Annotated in this window: 16 protein-coding genes and 5 tRNA genes; 15 read left to right on the forward strand and 6 right to left on the reverse strand. The window is 71.8% G+C overall.

Annotated elements, in window-relative coordinates; all coding sequences use genetic code 11:
* Positions 1 to 258 precede the first annotated feature (258 nt).
* From ACIQM3_RS31185 to ACIQM3_RS31220, 8 genes are all read left to right on the forward strand, one after another.
* On the forward strand, positions 259 to 1,329 hold the full coding sequence (locus ACIQM3_RS31185) for a methionine ABC transporter ATP-binding protein (RefSeq protein WP_401630282.1): 1,071 nt from the start codon (positions 259 to 261) through the stop codon (positions 1,327 to 1,329).
* Entirely contained in the window at positions 1,326 to 1,997 is a 672-nt protein-coding gene (locus tag ACIQM3_RS31190; protein WP_104790347.1) for a methionine ABC transporter permease, read from the forward strand. Before ACIQM3_RS31185 ends, ACIQM3_RS31190 begins: the two co-directional genes overlap by 4 nt.
* Before the next feature lie 66 nt (positions 1,998 to 2,063).
* Positions 2,064 to 2,930, forward strand: coding sequence for a MetQ/NlpA family ABC transporter substrate-binding protein (locus ACIQM3_RS31195; RefSeq protein WP_401630284.1), 867 nt, complete (start codon positions 2,064 to 2,066; stop codon positions 2,928 to 2,930).
* 142 nt (positions 2,931 to 3,072) lie between these two features.
* Positions 3,073 to 3,711, forward strand: coding sequence for a GNAT family N-acetyltransferase (locus ACIQM3_RS31200; protein ID WP_401630286.1), 639 nt, complete (start codon positions 3,073 to 3,075; stop codon positions 3,709 to 3,711).
* A 145-nt stretch (positions 3,712 to 3,856) separates the two neighbouring features.
* Positions 3,857 to 5,071 carry a precorrin-6y C5,15-methyltransferase (decarboxylating) subunit CbiE gene (gene cbiE, locus ACIQM3_RS31205; RefSeq protein WP_401630288.1) on the forward strand — a complete coding sequence of 405 codons (1,215 nt, stop codon included), beginning with the start codon at positions 3,857 to 3,859 and terminating at the stop codon, positions 5,069 to 5,071.
* A gap of 332 nt (positions 5,072 to 5,403) precedes the next feature.
* The gene (gene cobT, locus ACIQM3_RS31210) at positions 5,404 to 8,646 is read left to right on the forward strand and encodes a nicotinate-nucleotide--dimethylbenzimidazole phosphoribosyltransferase (RefSeq protein ID WP_401630290.1); all 3,243 of its coding nucleotides are present in this window, start codon (positions 5,404 to 5,406) and stop codon (positions 8,644 to 8,646) included.
* Positions 8,647 to 8,902: 256 nt separating this feature from the next.
* Positions 8,903 to 10,156 (forward strand): uroporphyrinogen-III C-methyltransferase, encoded by a 1,254-nt coding sequence (gene cobA / locus ACIQM3_RS31215; RefSeq protein ID WP_401630292.1) that lies wholly within the window; start codon positions 8,903 to 8,905, stop codon positions 10,154 to 10,156.
* Positions 10,157 to 10,219: 63 nt separating this feature from the next.
* Positions 10,220 to 11,044, forward strand: a complete 825-nt coding sequence (locus ACIQM3_RS31220) for a TrmH family RNA methyltransferase (protein ID WP_401630294.1) — start codon at positions 10,220 to 10,222, stop codon at positions 11,042 to 11,044.
* Here the strand turns inward: ACIQM3_RS31220 and ACIQM3_RS31225 are convergent.
* Positions 11,017 to 12,363, reverse strand: coding sequence for a serine/threonine-protein kinase (locus tag ACIQM3_RS31225; protein WP_401630296.1), 1,347 nt, complete (start codon positions 12,361 to 12,363; stop codon positions 11,017 to 11,019). The two genes, ACIQM3_RS31220 and ACIQM3_RS31225, sit on opposite strands and share 28 nt — an antisense overlap.
* A gap of 205 nt (positions 12,364 to 12,568) precedes the next feature.
* Between ACIQM3_RS31225 and ACIQM3_RS31230 the strand changes: the two genes are divergently transcribed.
* From ACIQM3_RS31230 to ACIQM3_RS31250, 5 genes are all read left to right on the forward strand, one after another.
* Positions 12,569 to 12,814, forward strand: coding sequence for a hypothetical protein (locus ACIQM3_RS31230; protein ID WP_401630298.1), 246 nt, complete (start codon positions 12,569 to 12,571; stop codon positions 12,812 to 12,814).
* Positions 12,815 to 13,203: 389 nt separating this feature from the next.
* Entirely contained in the window at positions 13,204 to 13,410 is a 207-nt protein-coding gene (locus tag ACIQM3_RS31235) for a hypothetical protein (protein WP_401630300.1), read from the forward strand.
* Between the two features lie 241 nt (positions 13,411 to 13,651).
* The gene (locus ACIQM3_RS31240) at positions 13,652 to 14,614 is read left to right on the forward strand and encodes a phosphotransferase family protein (protein ID WP_401630302.1); all 963 of its coding nucleotides are present in this window, start codon (positions 13,652 to 13,654) and stop codon (positions 14,612 to 14,614) included.
* A gap of 63 nt (positions 14,615 to 14,677) precedes the next feature.
* On the forward strand, positions 14,678 to 14,986 hold the full coding sequence (locus tag ACIQM3_RS31245) for a zf-TFIIB domain-containing protein (protein WP_362929328.1): 309 nt from the start codon (positions 14,678 to 14,680) through the stop codon (positions 14,984 to 14,986).
* Positions 14,987 to 15,115: 129 nt separating this feature from the next.
* Positions 15,116 to 16,465, forward strand: coding sequence for an OFA family MFS transporter (locus tag ACIQM3_RS31250; RefSeq protein WP_401630304.1), 1,350 nt, complete (start codon positions 15,116 to 15,118; stop codon positions 16,463 to 16,465).
* A gap of 152 nt (positions 16,466 to 16,617) precedes the next feature.
* Here ACIQM3_RS31250 and ACIQM3_RS31255 read toward each other — a convergent pair.
* The 5 genes from ACIQM3_RS31255 to ACIQM3_RS31275 form a co-directional block, all read right to left on the reverse strand.
* Positions 16,618 to 16,692, reverse strand: a tRNA-Val gene (locus tag ACIQM3_RS31255).
* A gap of 23 nt (positions 16,693 to 16,715) precedes the next feature.
* Positions 16,716 to 16,787 (reverse strand) — tRNA-Val (locus ACIQM3_RS31260).
* A 19-nt stretch (positions 16,788 to 16,806) separates the two neighbouring features.
* Positions 16,807 to 16,878, reverse strand: a tRNA-Val gene (locus ACIQM3_RS31265).
* A 1-nt stretch (position 16,879) separates the two neighbouring features.
* Positions 16,880 to 16,953: transfer RNA gene (locus ACIQM3_RS31270), tRNA-Cys, on the reverse strand.
* A 37-nt stretch (positions 16,954 to 16,990) separates the two neighbouring features.
* Positions 16,991 to 17,063: transfer RNA gene (locus ACIQM3_RS31275), tRNA-Gly, on the reverse strand.
* Positions 17,064 to 17,207: 144 nt separating this feature from the next.
* Between ACIQM3_RS31275 and ACIQM3_RS31280 the strand changes: the two genes are divergently transcribed.
* Positions 17,208 to 18,260: a chorismate-binding protein gene (locus tag ACIQM3_RS31280; protein WP_401630306.1), complete on the forward strand. Its 1,053-nt coding sequence runs from the start codon at positions 17,208 to 17,210 to the stop codon at positions 18,258 to 18,260.
* Positions 18,257 to 19,078 carry an aminotransferase class IV gene (locus ACIQM3_RS31285; protein WP_401630308.1) on the forward strand — a complete coding sequence of 274 codons (822 nt, stop codon included), beginning with the start codon at positions 18,257 to 18,259 and terminating at the stop codon, positions 19,076 to 19,078. The genes ACIQM3_RS31280 and ACIQM3_RS31285 overlap by 4 nt, the downstream gene beginning before the upstream one ends.
* Positions 19,079 to 19,095 lie beyond the last annotated feature (17 nt).

Consider the following 19,095-nt stretch of genomic DNA (forward strand, 5'->3'; position numbering starts at 1 on the left):
CCGGTGCTCGTTGTATGTGTCGAATGCGCGCCTTCTGAGGGTCCCCGCCCGAGCCTCGCGCCCCGAAGCGAGACCGTGCCCGTGCCGTCCGCACCCAGCGGATCGAGCCGGCCCGCCCATGCCCCGCGCCCAGCGGCTCCGCCGCGGCCGGGCCATGCAGAGACTCCCACCGGTCGACCACTGAGAACAGTCTCATTCAGATGAATGCCCCGTGCCCGGCGGACACCGCGCCGTGCACTCGACAGTGACGGAAACCCTGTGATCACCACTTCGGGCCTCACGAAGGTCTACCAGTCACGCGGCCGAGAGGTCACCGCCCTGGACGGCGTGGACCTGCACGTCCGCGAAGGCGAGGTCTACGGCGTCATCGGACAGAGCGGCGCCGGCAAGTCCTCCCTCATCCGCTGCGTCAACCTCCTCGAACGCCCCACCTCGGGCACCGTGACGGTCGCCGGACAGGACCTCACCGCCCTCGCCGGCCGCGGCCGCCGCGCCGGCAAGGAACTCCGCCGGGCGCGCAACCGCATCGGCATGGTCTTCCAGCACTTCAACCTGCTGGACTCGCGCACCGTCCGCGACAACGTCGAGCTCCCCCTGGAGATCCTCGGGATCTCCGGACAGGAACGCACCCGCAAGGCGTTCGAACTCCTCGACCTCGTCGGTCTCGCCGACAAGGCGAAGGCCTACCCCGGCCAGCTGTCCGGGGGCCAGAAGCAGCGCGTCGGCATCGCCCGCGCCCTCGCGGGCGAACCGAAGGTGCTCCTCTCCGACGAGGCGACCTCCGCGCTCGACCCCGAGACCACCCGCTCCATCCTGCAGCTGCTGCGCGACCTCAACCAGGAGCTCGGACTCACCGTCCTGCTCATCACGCACGAGATGGACGTCGTCAAGACCGTCTGTGACTCCGCCGCGCTGATGAAGCAGGGCCGCATCGTCGAGTCGGGCACCGTCGGTGAACTGCTGTCCACCCCCGGCTCCGAGCTGGCCCACGAGCTGTTCCCCGTCGGAGGCATCGCCTCCGGCCCCGGCTCCACCGTCGTCGACGTCACCTTCCACGGCGAGGCCGCGGCCCAGCCGGTGATCTCGCAGCTCTCCCGGACGTACAACATCGACATCTCGATCCTCGGTGCCGCGATGGACACCGTCGGCGGCAAGCAGATCGGCCGCATGCGGATCGAGCTGCCCGGCCGCTTCGAGGAGAACGTCGTACCGATCGGCTTCCTGCGCGAGCAGGGCCTCCAGGCCGAGGTCGTGGACGGCGGCCCCGCCGGCGCCACCGACATCCCCTCCCAGACCCCCGCCGCGATCACCAAGGAGGTGGCGAAGTGACCTGGTCCGAAATGCAGCCGCTGCTCTCGCAGGGAACCATCGACACCCTCTACATGGTGCTCTGGTCCACGCTCGTCACCGTCGTCGGCGGACTGCCGCTCGGCATTCTGCTCGTCCTCACCGACAAGGGCGGACTGCTCCAGAACACGGTGGTGAACAAGGTCATCGGCGTGATCGTGAACATCGGCCGCTCGCTGCCGTTCATCATCCTGCTGATCGCCCTGATCCCCTTCACCACCTGGGTCGTCGGCACCTTCATCGGCCCGTCCGCGATGATCGTGCCGCTCGCCATCGGTGCCATCCCCTTCTTCGCGCGGCTCGTCGAGACGGCGGTGCGCGAGGTCGACCACGGGCTCGTCGAGGCCGTCCAGTCCATGGGCGGGTCCGTCCCGACGATCGTCCGCAAGGTCCTGCTGCCGCAGGCGCTGCCCTCGCTCGTCTCGGGCGTCACCACGACCGTGATCGTGCTCATCGGCTACTCCGCGATGGCGGGCGCGGTGGGCGGCGAAGGGCTCGGCTCCAAGGCCGTCACCTATGGATTCCAGCGCTTCGACAACCAGTTCATGCTCATCACCGTCGTGCTGCTGATCGTCATCGTGACCGTGGTCCAGCTGATCGGTGACGGAGCCGTACGCCTGCTGGCCCGCCGGGGCCGCACCTCCTCCTGACTTTCTCCTCCCCTGAAGCCCGAACTCCTTGTCCGGGCGCACCACCACCAGAAAGAGGCACTCTTCGTGCGTAAGAACATCAAGATCACCGCTGCCGCCGCCGCAGCCGCCGCCCTCGCTCTCGGCCTCAGCGCCTGCGGTACGGACTCCGACCCGGCCGCCAAGGGTGAGACCGGTGCCGACGCGGACACCTCCAAGGCCCTCGTCGTCGCCGCGTCCCCGACGCCGCACGCCGACATCCTGAACTACGTCAAGAAGAACCTGGCGGACAAGGCCGGCCTCAAGCTGGAGGTCAAGGAGTTCACGGACTACGTCCTGCCGAACACGGCCACCGAGAACGGCCAGGTCGACGCCAACTTCTTCCAGCACAAGCCCTACCTGGACGACTTCAACAAGAAGAACAAGACCCACATCGTCCCGGTGGTCGACGTCCACCTGGAGCCCCTCGGCCTCTACTCCAAGAAGGCCAAGGACGTGAAGGACATCAAGGCCGGCCAGACCGTCGCCGTCCCGAACGACACCACCAACGAGGGCCGCGCGCTCCAGCTCCTCGCCGAGAACGGGCTGATCACCATCAAGGACGGCGTGGGCACCAACGCCAAGCTCAGCGACATCACGGACAAGAAGGGCCTGGAGTTCAAGGAGATCGAGGCAGCAACCGTGCCCCGCGCCCTGGACGACGTCGACGCCGCCGTCATCAACGGCAACTACGCCATCGAGGCCGACCTCCAGCCGGGCAAGGACTCCCTGGTGCTGGAGAAGGCGGAGGGCAACCCGTACGCGAACATCCTGGCCGTCAAGGAGGGCAACGAGGAGGACCCCCGGGTCCAGAAGCTCGTGAAGCTCCTCAACTCCGACGAGGTCAAGAAGTTCATCGAGGACACCTACAAGGGCTCGATCGTTCCCGCCTTCGGCGAGCCCGCCAAGTCCTGACACCCAGGCACCACTTGTCCCACGAGCCCCGCACGCCCGCACCAGGGTGTGCGGGGCTCCGCCGTGCGGACCCGGCCATGCACATCCACGCCCCGATGCTGCATGCTGGTGGCTTTACACGGTCTTCGGCATGGAGCTGCGCATGACTACCACCTTCCCGTCCATCTCCATCAGCACGGACAGGTTGGTGCTGCGCCCCTTCGACATGGCGGACGTCCCGGCGTACGTCGAGATGATGAACGACGAGCTCGTCACCGCCTGGACCGAGGCCCCGTACCCCTACACCCAGGTCGACGCCGAACGCTGGGTCCGCAGGATCGCCCCGGCCGAACGCTCCCAGGGCAACGGCATCGTCTTCGCCGTCACCGAGTTCCTCACCCAGCGCCTCGTCGGCTCCGTGCGCCTCCTCAACACCGACCGGCGCACCCTGGCCACCGAGGTCCGCTACATCACCGCCCCCTGGGCGCGCGGCGAGGGATACGCAACCGAGTCCGTGCTGGCCCTCGCCGAGTGGCTCTTCCGTGACCAGGGCTTCGAACGGATCGAACTGCGCACCCCCGCCGGGAACACGGCCTCCCAGCAGGTCGCCCAGAAGCTGGGCTGCATCAGCGAGGGCGTCCTGCGGAACGCCCGCATAGCCAGGACCGCCACCGAGGACGGAGGCTGGACCGACATCAGGACCGACCTCATCGTGTGGGGACTCCTGCCCGAGGACCTGGAGGGCGTCGCCGAGCAGCTGGCCGACGCGGGCGGCTACGGCACGTACGACGACTGGAACTGACCTGGGGCCTGACCCGGATGAAAGACCCTGGCTCCCGGGGCGGGAGCCCCCGGCAGGGCGTTGGTACGGACCGGATACGCTCACCCTTGCTCCGCGCATCCCGCGGAGACACGCCGCCTGCTCACACCCCAGGAGACTGACGACGATGGCCGACCGGGTCACGGTGATCGGCTGGGACGGCTCGCCACTGACCGGCGCGGCCACAGCCGCGCTCTCGGCCGCCACGCTCGTCGCCGGCGCCGCGCACCACCTCGCGCTCCCCGAAGTGCCCGGGCGCGCGGAACGGATCCGTCTCGGCAGCGTCGACCTGGCCGCCCGCAGGATCGCCGGGCACCGAGGGAGCGCCGTGGTCCTCGCCGACGGCGACCCCGGCTTCTTCGGCGTCGTACGCACCCTGCGCAAGCCCGAACACGGGCTCGAGGTCGAGGTCGTCCCCGCCGTCTCGTCCGTCGCCACCGCGTTCGCCCGCGCCGGAATGCCGTGGGACGACGCGCAGATCGTCGTCGCCCACCCCCGCACCCTGCGCCGCGCGGTCAACGTCATCCGAGCCCACCACAAGGTGGCCGTACTCACATCCCCCGGAGCGGGCCCGGCCGAGCTCGCGCTGCTGCTCGAGAACGTCCACCGCACCTTCGTGATCTGCGAGGAGCTCGGCACCGTACGCGAGCGGGTCACCGTCCTCACCTCCGACAAGACGGCCGACCACACCTGGCGCGACCCCAATGTCGTCATCGTCATCGGCGGCGGTCCCGAGACGACCGCCGACAGTGCCTGGATCGCCGGCCGCCGTCCCGAGGGCCCCCGCGGCTGGGCCCTGCCGCCCGCGGTGTACGGCGGCGCGGGGGAGACCGGCGAAGGGGAGTTCCCCGGGCTGCGCGCAGCCCAGCTCGCCCGCCTCGGACCGCGCACCGGCGATCTCGTCTGGGACATCGGCTCCGGCAGCGGCGCACTCGCCGTGGAAGCGGCCCGCTTCGGCGCCGCGGTGCTCGCCGTGGACAGCGATCCGGACGCCTGCGCGCGTACGGCGGCCGCCGCCCGCGCCTTTCAGGTCGGCGTCCAGGTCGTCATGGGCACCGCCCCGCACGTCCTGGAAAGCCTGCCCGAACCCGACGTCGTACGGATCGGCGGCGGCGGGGTGCCCGTGGTCACGGCGGTCGCCGACCGGCGGCCGGAACGCATCGTCACCCATGCCTCGAACCGGGACGAGGCGGAGGCGCTGGGCGCGGCGCTCGGTGAGAACGGATACACGGTCGAATGCGCGCTGCTCCAGTCCGTCGAACTGGACACCTCCGTCTGGGCGGAACGCGAACGCTCCGTCGTGTTCATGCTCTCCGCGGTGCGTACCGACCTCGCCCCCTGAAGCGTTCGCGGGGGAGCGCGAGGTAGGCTGACCGATTGTTGTACCGCGCCTGGGTGTTCGACGGTTCGTTCGTCAATGTCCGGAAAAGTGGACCGTTTTGGTCCGCGATGTGGTACGGCGTAACCGGGGGACGCGCAACGTGGCGCAGTCCACAGCGAGCCGTGGCAGAAGTGTCTGTCGCGGCGGCGAACGGCCGCGAGAATGTATACCTCCGCGCGCGTTTCGTGCCGCGCGGGGAGCCCGCTCGTTCTTGTTGACGAGCACCGGCGTGCCGTGGTTCGGGCATCCCGGACGAAGGGCGAAGGAGCACTGACGATGGGCGAGGGGTACGCATGACTGACACCGGCCAGATCCCGGGCGAGGGACTGCCGGAGAACGCAGGCATGGTGGAGCAGCCGGGCGTCCCCGCCCCGGACGCCTACACCTACCTCGAACCCTCCGAGCACACACCAGAGGACGACGACCTCCTTCTGATGCCCGCGCCCCAGGGCGCCTGGAGCGACGCTCCGGCCGCACCGGCGGGCTTTCCCGAGCAGTTCCCGGCGTACGACGAGTCGGTGAACGGCACCCACGGGTCCGGCGCCGACCTCAACGGCGTACAGGTCCCGGCGCACGCACCCGCGCAGGTCCCGGTCGCGGCCGCGCCGGCCCGGCGCCCGCTGCACCGCGGTCCCGCTTCCACCGAGGCGCCCTCCTACGGGGGGTCGCCGACCGGGGGAGTCGTCCGCTCGCTCGCGGACCGGGGGCCGGCCGGCCCGCAGAACCCGATGCCCGTACGGCACGCGGGGCCGCCGACGACAGGACCCGAGTACTTCGACGTCCCGGCGGACGACGCTTCCATGCTGCCCGGCCCGCAGCTGGGTGAGATCCCGCCCCAGGGCGCGCCCGCGTGGGGCGCGCCGGAGCCCGCCGTGGCGCCCGAGACGGTGGTGGAGTCTCCGGTTGCGGAGCCTGTGGCACCCGCCGAGCAGCATGTCGCGCCTGCCGAACCGGTCGAACCCGACGAGGCTGTCGTGCCTGCCGAACCGGTCGAACCCGACGCTGCTGTCGCGCCTGCCGAACCGGTCGAACCCGTGGTGACTGCCGCCCCCGTCGCTTCCGTTGCTTTCGAAGAAACGGTCGCCCCGGATCCGGTGGCGGCCGTGCTTCCGGAGACTCCTGTCGAGCCGGTACCGCTGCCGGAGGCGACAGAGGAGCGTCCCGCGGAGGCCGAGGCCCCGGCCGCCGTACCGGTCGACGCTCCCGTCGAACTGCCCGTCGAGGCCGCCGCCCCGGCCGAGCCGGTGGGGCAGTTCGTGCCCGTGGAGGGCTCCGTACCGACGGCTCCGCACCTTGCCCCGACCCCCGCGGCCGGGACCGCCGTCCCCGTCGCCGAGCCCGAGCCGGCCATCGAGCCCGCGCCCCCCGTGGCGGAGCCAGCACCAGCCCTGCCCGAGGCCGTGGAGACGCCGGAGCCGGTCGCCGTCCAGCAGCCCGAGCCCGAGGCCGTGCCCGAGGCCGAGCGCGTCGCGGAACCCGAGGCAGCTGTCGAGCCCCTCGCCGTACCGCATGCCGGACCCCAGCTCCTGCCCGAGCCCGAGTCCGAGCCGGGCACCGGGCCCGAGATCATCGAGACCCCGGAAGCCGAGACCCCCGAGGCCGTGATCCCGGAGGCCCCGGAGCCCGGGGCTCCGGAGCCCGAGGCCCCGGAAGCTGAGCCCTTGGCGGCCCAGGCTCCGGCAGCCGAGGCCCCGGCCCCTGCCGAGGAAACCCTCCAGGAGACCCCGTCCCCTGTCCAGGCGCCGGAGGAGTCCGGAGAGGCCGTAGCCCCCACGGCTCCCGCCGAGGCCGAGGCCCCCGCCTCCCTCCCCGCCCCCGGCTACGACGACGCCGAGCGTGAAGCCGTCCTGCGGGTCATGCGTGAACGCCGCGACATCCGCAACGGTTTCCGCAGCGACCCGATCCCGCACGAGGTCCTCCTCCGCGTCCTGGAGGCCGCGCACACCGCGCCTAGCGTCGGCCACTCGCAGCCCTGGGACTTCGTCGTCATCCGCTCCGCGGAGACGCGCCGCTCCATGCACGAACTGGCCCAGCGTCAGCGTGAGGCGTACGCCAAGTCGCTGCCCAAGGCCCGGGCCAAGCAGTTCAAGGAACTGAAGATCGAGGCCATCCTCGACACGCCCGTGAACATCGTCGTCACCGCCGACCCCACCCGCGGCGGCCGCCACACCCTGGGGCGGCACACCCAGCCGCAGATGGCCCCGTACTCCTCGGCGCTCGCCGTGGAGAACCTGTGGCTGGCGGCCCGCGCGGAAGGCCTCGGTGTCGGCTGGGTCAGCTTCTTCGACGAGCGGGAGATGGTCCGGGCGCTCGGCCTGCCCGAACACCTCGAGGTCGTCGCCTACCTCTGCGTCGGATACGTCGACGAGTTCCCCGAGGAACCCGAACTGATGCAGGCGGGCTGGTCCAAGCGCCGCCCGCTGTCCTGGGTCGTCCACGAGGAGACGTACGGCCGCCGCGCCCTGCCGGGCGAGGAGCCGCACAACCTCCTCCAGGAGACCATCGCCGGCATCCGCCCGCTGGACGCGAAGGCGCTCGGAGAGGCGTGGGAACGCCAGAAGCGGATGACGAAGCCCGCCGGCGCGCTCGGCATGCTGGAGATCATCTCCGCGCAGCTCTCCGGGCTCTCCCGGCTCTGCCCTCCGCCGATCCCGGAGCCCGCCGCCGTCGCGATCTTCGCCGGTGACCACGGGGTGCACGCCCAGGGCGTCACGGCGTGGCCGCAGGAGGTCACCGGTCAGATGGTCGCCAACTTCCTCGGTGGCGGCGCCGTATGCAACGCCTTCGCCGCCCAGGTCGGCGCCGAGGTCTGCGTCGTCGACGTCGGTGTGGCGTCCGAACTCCCCGCGACGCCCGGCCTGCTGCCCAGGAAGGTCCGCGCCGGAACGGCCGACTTCACCACAGGCCCGGCCCTCACCCGCGAAGAGGTCCTCGCGGCCATCGAGGTGGGCATCGAGACCGCCCGCGACCTGGTGGCCGCAGGCAACAAGGGCCTGCTCACCGGCGAGATGGGCATCGCCAACACCACCGCGTCGGCCGCGCTGATCTGCGTCTACAGCGGCCTGGACCCGTCGGAGGTGACCGGGCGCGGCACCGGGATCAACGACGAGATGCACGCCCGCAAGGTCGATGTGGTGCGCCGCGCCCTGGACCTGCACCAGCCCGACCCGACGGACCCCATCGGCGTACTGGCAGCGGTCGGCGGTCTGGAGCACGCCGCCATGGCGGGCTTCCTGCTGGGCGGCGCCTCGCTCCGTACGCCGGTGATCCTGGACGGTGTGAGTGCCGGCGCCGCCGCGCTGGTCGCCCGGGCGATCGCCCCCGAGGCGCTCGCCGCGTGCATCGCGGGGCACCGCAGCGCGGAACCCGGCCATGTCGCCGCGCTCAACAAGCTGGGCCTGCGCCCGCTGGTCGACCTCGACCTCCGCCTCGGTGAGGGCACGGGCGCGCTGCTCGCGCTCCCCATCGTGCAGAGCGCCGCCCGCGCGATGCACGAGGTGGCGACGTTCGACTCCGCGGGCGTCACGGAGAAGTAGCCGCCACGTGCCCGGACGCGCCCGAACGGCCCGTCCGGGCACCACGCGGTCTCCCGCGCGGGCACAACCGGGCGCGGCGGTCCCACTCGGACCTCCGGGCCCGCCGAGGGCGGCCCGCCGCACAGCCCGGGTGCCGTGCCCACCACCCCGTATCGTGGTCCCACGCGTCACCGCCTCACCCAGCCCACGTCACAGCCGCTCCACCGCCGCAGCGGCCCGCAGCACACCGCACCCTGCACGAGGAGCCCCTACGACCATGGCCGAGCATGACGATCACCCTGCCTACCCCGTCGGACTGCGCCTGAACGGGCGCCGCGTCGTCGTCGTCGGCGGCGGCCAGGTCGCGCAGCGCCGGCTGCCCGCCCTCATCGCGGCCGGGGCCGACATCACCCTGGTGTCCCCGTCGGCTACGGCGTCCGTCGAGGCGATGGCCGACACCGGTGAGATCCGCTGGGAGCGCCGCAGGTACCAGGACGGCGACCTCGCCGACACCTGGTACGCCCTCGTCGCGTCGTCCGACGCCGCCGCCAACGACGCCGCGTCCGCCGAGGCCGAGCGCACCCGCACCTGGTGCGTGCGCAGCGACGACGCGGAGGCGGCCACCGCCTGGACACCGGCCACCGGCCGCAGCGAGGGCATCACGGTCGCCGTCCTCACCACCACCTCGCAGGGCCGGGACCCGCGGCACTCCGCCGCGGTCCGCGACGCGATCGTGGAGGGGCTGCGCGACGGCACCCTCGCCGCCCCGCACCACCGCACCCGCGCCCCCGGCGTCGCGCTGGTGGGCGGTGGCCCCGGCGACCCCGACCTGATCACGGTCCGCGGCCGCCGTCTCCTCGCCGAGGCCGACGTGGTCATCGCCGACCGGCTCGGCCCCCGCGACCTGCTCGACGAGCTCCCGCCGCACGTCGAGGTGATCGACGCCGCGAAGATCCCGTACGGCCGGTACATGGCGCAGGAGGCGATCAACCAGGCCCTGATCGACCACGCCAAGGCCGGCAGGTCCGTGGTCCGCCTCAAGGGCGGCGACCCGTTCGTCTTCGGCCGTGGCATGGAGGAGGCACAGGCGCTGGCCGCCGAGGGCATCGCCTGCACGGTCGTCCCCGGGATCTCCAGTTCGATCTCCGTGCCCGGCGCGGCCGGAATCCCCGTCACCCACCGAGGCGTCGCGCACGAGTTCACCGTGGTCAGCGGCCATGTGGCGCCCGACGACCCGCGCTCCCTGGTCGACTGGAAGGCGCTCGCCCAGCTGCGCGGCACCCTGGTCCTCCTGATGGCCGTCGACAAGATCGGCGCAATCTCCCAGGCCCTCATCGCCCACGGCAAGGCTCCCGACACCCCGGTGGCCCTGGTCCAGGAGGGCACCACGGCGGCCCAGCGCAGGGTCGACGCGACCCTCGCGGACGTCGGGGAGAGGGTCGTCGCGGAAGAGGTACGCCCCCCGGCCGTCATCGTCATCGGTGACGTCGTCGCCGTCGGCACGGACCCGGCCGGCCGGCTCGAAGGCTGAGCGGCCGAGCCTCCGCCGCACTCCCGCACCCCCACACCACCCCCGACAAGGCAGTAGCACCCCGTGGCTGAACTCATCACCGTCGACGACCCGGACGACCCGCGCCTGGGCGATTACACAGGCCTGACCGACGTCGAGCTCAGGCGACGGCGTGAACCCGCCGAGGGCCTCTTCATCGCCGAGGGCGAGAAGGTGATCAGGCGTGCCGGGAACGCCGGGTACGAGATGCGGTCCATGATGCTCTCCGCCAAGTGGACCGACGTCATGCGCGATGTGATCGACGAGGCCACCGCACCGGTCTACGCGGTCACACCGGCTCTCGCCGAGCGTGTCACCGGCTACCACGTGCACCGTGGGGCCCTCGCCTCCATGCAGCGCAAGCCGCTTGCCGACGTAGGCACGCTGCTGTCCCCGGAGCGGGGGGACCTGCGGCGGGTCGCCGTGTTCGAGGACATCGTCGACCACGCCAACGTCGGAGCGGCCTTCCGCAACGCCGCCGCACTCGGCGTCGACGCCGTCCTGCTCACTCCACGCTGCGCCGACCCGCTCTACCGGCGGGCGGTCAAGGTCTCCATGGGGTCCGTCTTCCACGTCCCCTGGACCCGCCTGACGTCGTGGCCCGACGACGTCGGCCTGTTGCGCGAGGCGGGCTTCACCACCGCCGCACTCTGCCTCAGCGACAGGTCGATCACCCTGGACGAGCTCGTCGCGCGGCAGCACGAGAAGCTGGCGCTCGTCCTCGGCACCGAGGGCGACGGCCTCACGCCCGGCGCGCTCGCCGCGGCCGACGCCCATGTACGTATCCCGATGGATGCCGGAGTCGACTCGCTCAACGTCGCCGCCGCCTCCGCCGTCGCCTTCTACGCGACCCGGGTCGGATCCGCCTGAGGCGGAGCCGCCCCGCGCGGGTGCGCGGGACCGGCCCCGTCGTACGTCTGTGACGGCGAGCCCCCGAGCCCGCGCGCCGGTCCCTGGCAGCCCTGGGCGGCCGCGATGCCCAGCGCGACGAGCAGCGTCACCACGACGAAGACGACGAGCCGCTGGCGCAGCAGCCGTGGGTTGGCCGGGCGCCGCTTCCCGCCCTTCCCCGCCGAGGTAGTCCGGACACCGGGCCTCGACGCCTGCCTGCCGTTCGTGCCCTTGGACCCGTTGGGGTGCTGACCGGAGCGCGGGCCGCCCCGCGCCGCCCGGGACTGCGATCCACCGGTGCGAGGGGCCGGGCGCGACGACGCGGGGCGCCGGACGCCCTGCGCGCGTGACTCCTGCGCGGGCCCCCCGGCCGTGTGCCGGGTCGCCTGTTCGGTGTACGGGCCCTCCATCCGGCCGGTCGGCCGGTCCAGCTCCTGCGCGCTCCGCTGAGCGGGAGGACGGCGTTCCTGCAGCCCCTGGGCCTCGCGGGCGGCGATCTCCTTGAGCCGCATGGAGAGCTGCAGGGTGCTCGGCCGCTCCTCCGGGTCCTTCGCCAGACAGGCCCGTACGAGGGGGGCGAGCGCGTCGTGCACATCGAACAGATGCGGTTCCTCGTGCACCACGCGGTAGAGCATCACCTCGGAACTTCCGTGCCCGAAGGGCGAGTCCGCCATCGCCGCGTAGGCGAGGGTGGCGCCCAGCGAGAACACGTCCGTCGCGGGGGTCACCGTCGCACCGCGCACCTGCTCGGGCGCCAGGAAGCCCGGCGAGCCGACAGCCGTCCCCACATGGGTGAGCGTGCTGGCCCCGGTCGCCCAGGCGATGCCGAAGTCGATGATCCGGGGGCCCTTGGGGGAGAGGAGGATGTTGGACGGCTTCAGGTCACGGTGGACGACCCCGGCCTCGTGCACCGCCACCAGGCCCTCCGAGAGCGCCGCCCCGATCGAGGCCACCTCGGCGGCCGACAGGGGGCCCTCCTCGACGACCTTGTCGTGCAGCGAGGGACCCGGCACGTACTGCGTCGCGAACCACGGGCGGTCCGCCTCCAGATCGGCGGCCACCAGCCGGGCAGTACAGCCGCCGCGGATCCTCCGGGCGGCGGACACCTCGCGCGCGAAACGCGAGCGGAACTCCTGGTCCTCCGCCAGATCAGGCCGGATCACCTTGAGGGCCACCCGCTGGCCCCGGCGGTCGGAACCCAGATAGACGACGCCCATGCCGCCCGCGCCCAGTCGCCGGTGCAGCCTGAACGAGCCGACGACACGCGGGTCCTCGCGCCGGAGCCGCATCATCGCCATCGTCTGCCCATCCCCGCTGCCGGTCCGCCTGACGAGGCACAGCTTACGTACCCGTGGCGCGGCGCGCTCAGAGGCCGCGCCCTCACCGGCCCATCGATTGTCAGTGCCCGGTGGGAGAATTGAGGAGTGGTCAGGGAGCCGGGGATCCAGGTTCCGTGGCCCGTGCGAGATCTCAAAGGGCCGTCGCATAAGGGGGATTGGATCAATGAAGGGCGATCGTGTGGAAATAGTCGTGGACGCGGGTGACACGACCAGGACGTACGAAGTGGTGGCCTCCAGGGCAGGCCGAAGGGTGGAGACAGCGGTCCGCCGGGGGGTGGTGGAAGTGAGTGAAGTCACCCGAAGTGGATCAGTTGTCCGTACCGCCCGGTTCATGGCGACCAGGGTGCTCGCCCTGGTGGAACAGCCGGTCCCTCGTGAGGACGCCTCCGAGCGCCCTCCGGACGCCTAGCGCGACGTTTCCGGGTCGTTCCGGCCCGGCCCCCCGCCTCCGGCCGGCCCGGACCGATGATCCTCTGTGTATCGCCCCGCAGCGCTGACCGCCCGGGAAGCGCGGCGGGGACACCAGGACCTCCGTCGTGTGAGCCGAGGCCTGACCCCGGAAAGCACCTCCGGCCGGAGCGAACCCCTAGGTGCCCGGTGCCGCGGCCATCACGGTTTCTCCACCCAGGGGAGTACACCGGAGGTGGTCGGCTCATCCTCCGGGAGGCCCGGCATTCGGTACGCGGGCATGACGCCGTGGGTCTTCCGCCTCCCTAATCTTGAAGTCAAGCGGCGGGCGTGGAACTCGTCCCCCGAGGCCAGACGCCCGCCGCTCCGGAACAGGTCAGGAGAGGAACCATGGCGGACACCGCTGCGCGGACGATCATCCGCACGCAGGGACGCAGGGCATACGCCTCGTTCGGCGTACGCACGTCCGGCACGCGCCACCCGCTGGTGGCGACAGCAATGGTTCTTCCCCTGGCGGCCCTGCTGGTCGTCGTCTTCGGCGGCTGGGACGCAGTGGTCACACAGGCGTCGTCCGTGGGCGTGATGCTGGGGCGCTGAGCGGCGCCCCGGGTCCGGAAGAGCGGTCCGGACCGGGACATCCGGCCAACAGCCCCGTGGGGACGGGGGTGCGGCGGACGGCAGCGTTTGTCCGGCCAGCTGGGGAGCTGGCCGGACATCGCGCTGTCCGGACCCGTTCCACCGCCGCAGCGGCCCGTCGCCCGCCACGGCACCGGCGGCCGCGTACGATCGCCGCCGGGACCGGCCGCGGGCCGGCCGATCACCTGCGGGAGCCGATCCGATGACCACCACCCCTGTCGTACGCGCGCTGGGCGAGCTCGCGCACGGCAGCGCCCACGCCGGCGCCACGCCATGCGTGTGCGCGCCGCCCCAGGTGCTCGCGGACCGGCCCGACGCCACGGTGGTCCGCAGCGGCCCGCACGTCGCCAAGGCGCACGCCCCGGACTCGGACCCCGCCGCCCTGGCGGCCCGCCTCTCCCTGGCCGCCTCACCCCGGCTGGCGGGGATCCTCCTCCCGCCGCTGCCCGCCCCGGGCGGGCCACCGGACGGGGCCGAGGGCCGCACCGTGAGCCTCTGGCCGTACGGCTCGCCCGTCGACCCCTCGGACCCCGACGCCGCCCCCTGGGAGGAAGCCGCCGCCCTCCTGGCCCGGCTGCACCGCACCCCGCCGCCCCATCGCCTCCCGCCGATGCGCGGACCGGTCAAGGCCGCCCGGGCCGTGGCGCGGCTACGCACCGCCCGCCCCGGCGACCCGGCTGCCGGCCCCGTGCTGGCCGCCTGGCGGGGGCTGCCCGGCTGGGCCCGCGCCGAGCAGCCGACGCCGGAGCACCGGGACGGCTTCCTCTGCCACGGCGATCTCCACCTCGGCCAGCTCGTGCGGCACCCCGCGCGGCGCGGCCCCTGGCTGCTGATCGACATCGACGACACGGGCCTGGGCGACCCCGCCTGGGACCTGGCGCGGCCCGCTGCCTGGTACGCCGCCGGGCTGCTGTCGCCCGAGATCTGGCTCCGCTTCCTCGACACCTACCGGGCGTCCGGCGGCCCCGCCGTACGGGCCGAAGGGGACCCGTGGCCCGAGCTGGACGTCGCGGCACGAGCGCTCACGGTGCAGACGGCGGCCCTCGCACTCGCCAAGTCCGCGGCGGAGGGCCGCAGTCCGGATGAGGTGGAACAGTTGATGATCGACGCATGTGTCCGAATTGCGTCCCTCCCGCCCGAGTTGGCGTCCGAATACGCGTCGTAGGGTGAAGCGTGCGCCGCCGGGCATGTATCCGGCGACGCCGCCACGACCTGAGGAGTCCACCCGATGATCCAGTGCCCCAAGTGTCATGCGCAGATGAACACGTACAACCGCAACGGCGTGCAGATCGAACAGTGCAGCGGCTGCCGCGGGATATTCCTCGACTACGGCGAGCTGGAGTCCCTGACCCGCCTGGAGTCGCAGTGGGCGCAGCAGGCCCCGCCCGCGCCGCCCGCCCCGCAGCAGGGTTACCCCGCCGCTCAGCAGCCGTACCCCGCGGCGCCGGCCCCCGCGTGGGGAGCGCCGCACCAGGGCGGTCACTACGGCGGCCACCACCGTCAGAAGAGCTTCGGCCGGATGCTGTTCAGCTCCTGACCGCGACTTCTGAGCGGGTAGTGCCGCAGGGCGGGCCCGGGCCGATGCCCGGGCCCGCATTGCATACGGTCGACCGACTTCCCCTCATGATCTAGTCATGGCCATGGCTGATGCCTAGAGTGCGGATCCATGAACTTCCTCGACAGGTCCCGGACTGTCGCGCCCCCGGGGTGGAGCCGCTGGCTCGTACCGCCCGCCGCGCTCGCCGTGCACCTCTCCATCGGACAGGCCTACGCCTGGAGCGTGTTCAAGCCCCCGCTCGAGTCCGCTCTCGACCTCTCGGGCACCGCCAGTGCTCTCCCGTTCCAGCTGGGCATCGTCATGCTCGGCCTCTCGGCCGCGTTCGGCGGCACCCTCGTCGAACGCAACGGCCCACGCTGGGCGATGTTCGTCTCCCTCGTCTGCTTCTCCTCCGGCTTCCTCGTCGCCGCGCTCGGCGCCTCCGCCGGCCAGTACTGGCTCGTCGTCCTCGGCTACGGATTCATAGGCGGCATAGGCCTCGGCATCGGCTACATCTCCCCGGTGTCCACCCTCATCAAGTGGTTCCCCGACCGCCCCGGCATGGCCACCGGCATCGCCATCATGGGATTCGGCGGCGGCGCTCTCATCGCCTCGCCCTGGTCCACCGGGATGCTGGAGAGCTTCGGGACGGACCGTTCCGGCATCGCCACGGCCTTCCTCGTCCACGGTGTCGTCTACGCCGCCTTCATGGCGCTCGGCGTCTTCCTCGTGCGGGTGCCGCCGGACGGCTGGCTCCCCGACGGCTGGGAGCCGAAGCAGGAGACCCGCAGGCTCGTCACCAACGCCCAGGTCTCCGCCCGCAACGCCCTGCGTACACCGCAGTTCTGGTGCCTGTGGGTGGTCCTCTGCATGAACGTCACCGCGGGCATCGGCATCCTCGAGAAGGCCGTGCCCATGATCCAGGACTTCTTCGCGGACACCTCCACCCCGGTCTCGGTCTCCGCGGCGGCGGGCTTCGTCGCCCTGCTCTCGCTGGCCAACATGGGCGGACGCCTCCTGTGGTCCTCCACCTCGGACCTGATCGGCCGTAAGAACATGTACCGGATCTACCTCGGCGTCGGCGCGCTCATGTACGTGGTCATCGCCCAGCTGGGCAACGACTCCAAGCCGCTCTTCATCTGCTGCGCCCTCGTGATCCTGTCCTTCTACGGCGGAGGCTTCGCGACCGCTCCCGCCTATCTGCGGGACCTCTTCGGCACGTACCAGGTGGGAGCCATCCACGGCCGCCTGCTCACCGCGTGGTCCACGGCCGGCGTCCTAGGCCCGCTGATCGTCAACCGGGTCGCCGACGCGGGGGAGCGTGCGGGGCACAGCGGACCCAGCCTCTACACGACCTCCCTGACGATCATGATCGGGCTGCTGATCGTCGGTTTCGTCGCCAACGAATGCATACGCCCGGTCAACGCGCGCTTCCACGAGGCACCGGAAGGGAGCCCCCGTGTCCACCAGCAGTCGTAAGCCCCTCATGGCGTTCGTCTGGCTCTGGGTCGCCCTGCCGTTCGCCTACGGACTGTACGAGCTCGTCCGCAAGGCCACCCAGCTCTTCACCGGCTGAACCCCCACCGCCCACGACGAAACCCCCGGTCGTCGAGACGACCGGGGGTTTCGGCTGGTGCGCGATACTGGGATTGAACCAGTGACCTCTTCCGTGTCAGGGAAGCGCTCTCCCGCTGAGCTAATCGCGCAGGGTGACCCTGCGTGTACTGCGTGCGCGATACTGGGATTGAACCAGTGACCTCTTCCGTGTCAGGGAAGCGCTCTCCCGCTGAGCTAATCGCGCGGGGGTCCTCGCGGACCGGTGGACGATACTGGGATTGAACCAGTGACCCCTTCCGTGTCAGGGAAGTGCTCTCCCGCTGAGCTAATCGTCCTTGGAGGTGGAGACGGGATTTGAACCCGTGTAGACGGCTTTGCAGGCCGTTGCCTCGCCTCTCGGCCACTCCACCAGGGATGGGGGTTCGGGAAGATCCCCCATCTACTGCGAGCGGACGACCAGGTTCGAACTGGCGACCTCAACCTTGGCAAGGTTGCGCTCTACCAACTGAGCTACGTCCGCTTGTCTTTCCCGGACCGCTTGCGCGTCCCGGCGACGTGTTGAACTCTAGCGGATTCCCGGGCCAGCACAAAAACGCGTTTGCGCAGCGTGCTGCGCCACCGCCACCCGCCGCAGGTCACCGCGTGCCGCCTTAGACTCGGTCACGTGCGCGACCTCACCCCCCTTGCCCGCTTCGGTGGCCTCGTCGCCTCCGGGCTGCTGGATGTCACTAGCGACCCAGCCGCTCTTGAATCGTCCGGTTTCTGGGCGGTATCTGTTGATTTCGAAGGCCGTCCGGTCTGTGCCCGCTTCGCCACGGTGCGGCCCGAAGAGGTTCCGCTCCCCGTGCGGGGGGCCTGGCGAGGCCCCTCCCCGGAGGAGTGGACGTCCTCACTCGACGAGCAGGCCTACATGGCCGGCGTGCGACGGATCCGTGAACACATCTCGGCCGGAGAGGTCTACCAGGCCAACCTCTGCCGGGTCCTGTCCGCGCCACTGCCCGGCCCCCGGACCGACGTGGACGCGCTCACGGCGCTGCTCGCCCGCGGCAACCCGGCGCCGTACGCGGGAACGATCCGGCTCCCGGAGCACGGCGTGGAGATCGCCACCGCCTCTCCAGAGCTCTTCCTCGCACGCGACGGCCGGAGCGTCGAATCCGGTCCGATCAAGGGCACCGGGCGCACCGAGGACGATCTGCTGGAGAAGGACCACGCGGAGAACGTCATGATCGTCGATCTGGTCCGCAACGACCTGGGCCGGGTCTGCGTACCCGGCAGCGTGAGCGTCCCCGACCTCTGCGCCGTGGAGAAGCACCCCGGCCTCGTCCACCTCGTCTCCACCGTGCGCGGACAGCTCGCCGACGGGGCCGGGTGGCCGGAGCTGCTCGCCGCCGCGTTCCCGCCCGGATCCGTCACCGGTGCGCCGAAGTCCAGCGCGCTGGGGATCATCGAAGCCCTGGAGACGGCACCCCGTGGCCCGTACTGCGGAGCGGTCGGCTGGGTGGACGCCGACCGGGGCACCGCGCAACTGGCCGTCGGCATACGGACCTTCTGGATCGACCGGACCGGGCCCGCCCCGCTTCTCCGCTTCGGCACCGGAGCCGGCATCACCTGGGGGTCCGACCCGGCGCGCGAATGGGCAGAGACCGAGCTCAAGGCATCCCGGCTGCTCGCTGTAGCGTCGGGAGCCTACGAGGAGACAGGGAGAACCGCGTCATGAGGATCTGGGTCAACGGCGGACTGCACGATGCCGATGACGCACGGCTGTCCGTGCTCGACCACGGGCTGACCGTGGGGGACGGCATCTTCGAGACCGTCAAGGTCGCCGGGGGCCGCCCCTTCGCCCTCACCCGGCATCTCGACCGGCTGACGCGCTCGGCCAGGGGCCTGGGCCTGGCAGACCCCGATCACGACGAGGTCCGCCACGCGGTGGCGGCGGTCGTCGAGGCGAACCCCATGGAGCTGAGCAGGCTCCGGATCACCTGCACCGGTGGTCTCTCACCGCTCGGCTCCGACCGCGGGGACGCCGGGCCCAGCCTGGTCGTCGCACTGAGTGAGGCGGCACGCCGCCCCGACAGCACCGCCGTGGTGACCGTCCCCTGGACGCGCAACGAACGCGGCGCGGTGACAGGGCTCAAGACCACCTCGTACGCCGAGAACGTCGTCGCTCTCGCGCGCGCCCACGAGGGGGGTGCCTCGGAGGCGCTCTTCCCCAACACCGTCGGGCAGCTCTGCGAGGGCACCGGCTCCAACGTCTTCGTCGTCCTCGACGGCCGGATCCACACGCCGCCCGTCACCTCGGGGTGCCTCGCGGGGATCACCCGCGCACTGGCCGTGGAGTGGACGGGTGCGCAGGAGACCGACCTCCCGCTGGACGTGCTCGAGCGGGCCGACGAGATCTTCCTGACCTCCACGCTCCGCGACATCCAGGCCGTCCACCGGGTCGACGCGCGTGAGCTGCCCGGGGCCCCGGGGCCCGTGACGGCGAAGGCCATGCGGGTCTTCGACGAGCGCGCGGCGGACGATCTCGACCCGTGAGTCCGGAACCGGAACCG

Source organism: Streptomyces sp. NPDC091271 (genome assembly GCF_044757505.1).
Lineage (GTDB): Bacteria > Actinomycetota > Actinomycetes > Streptomycetales > Streptomycetaceae > Streptomyces.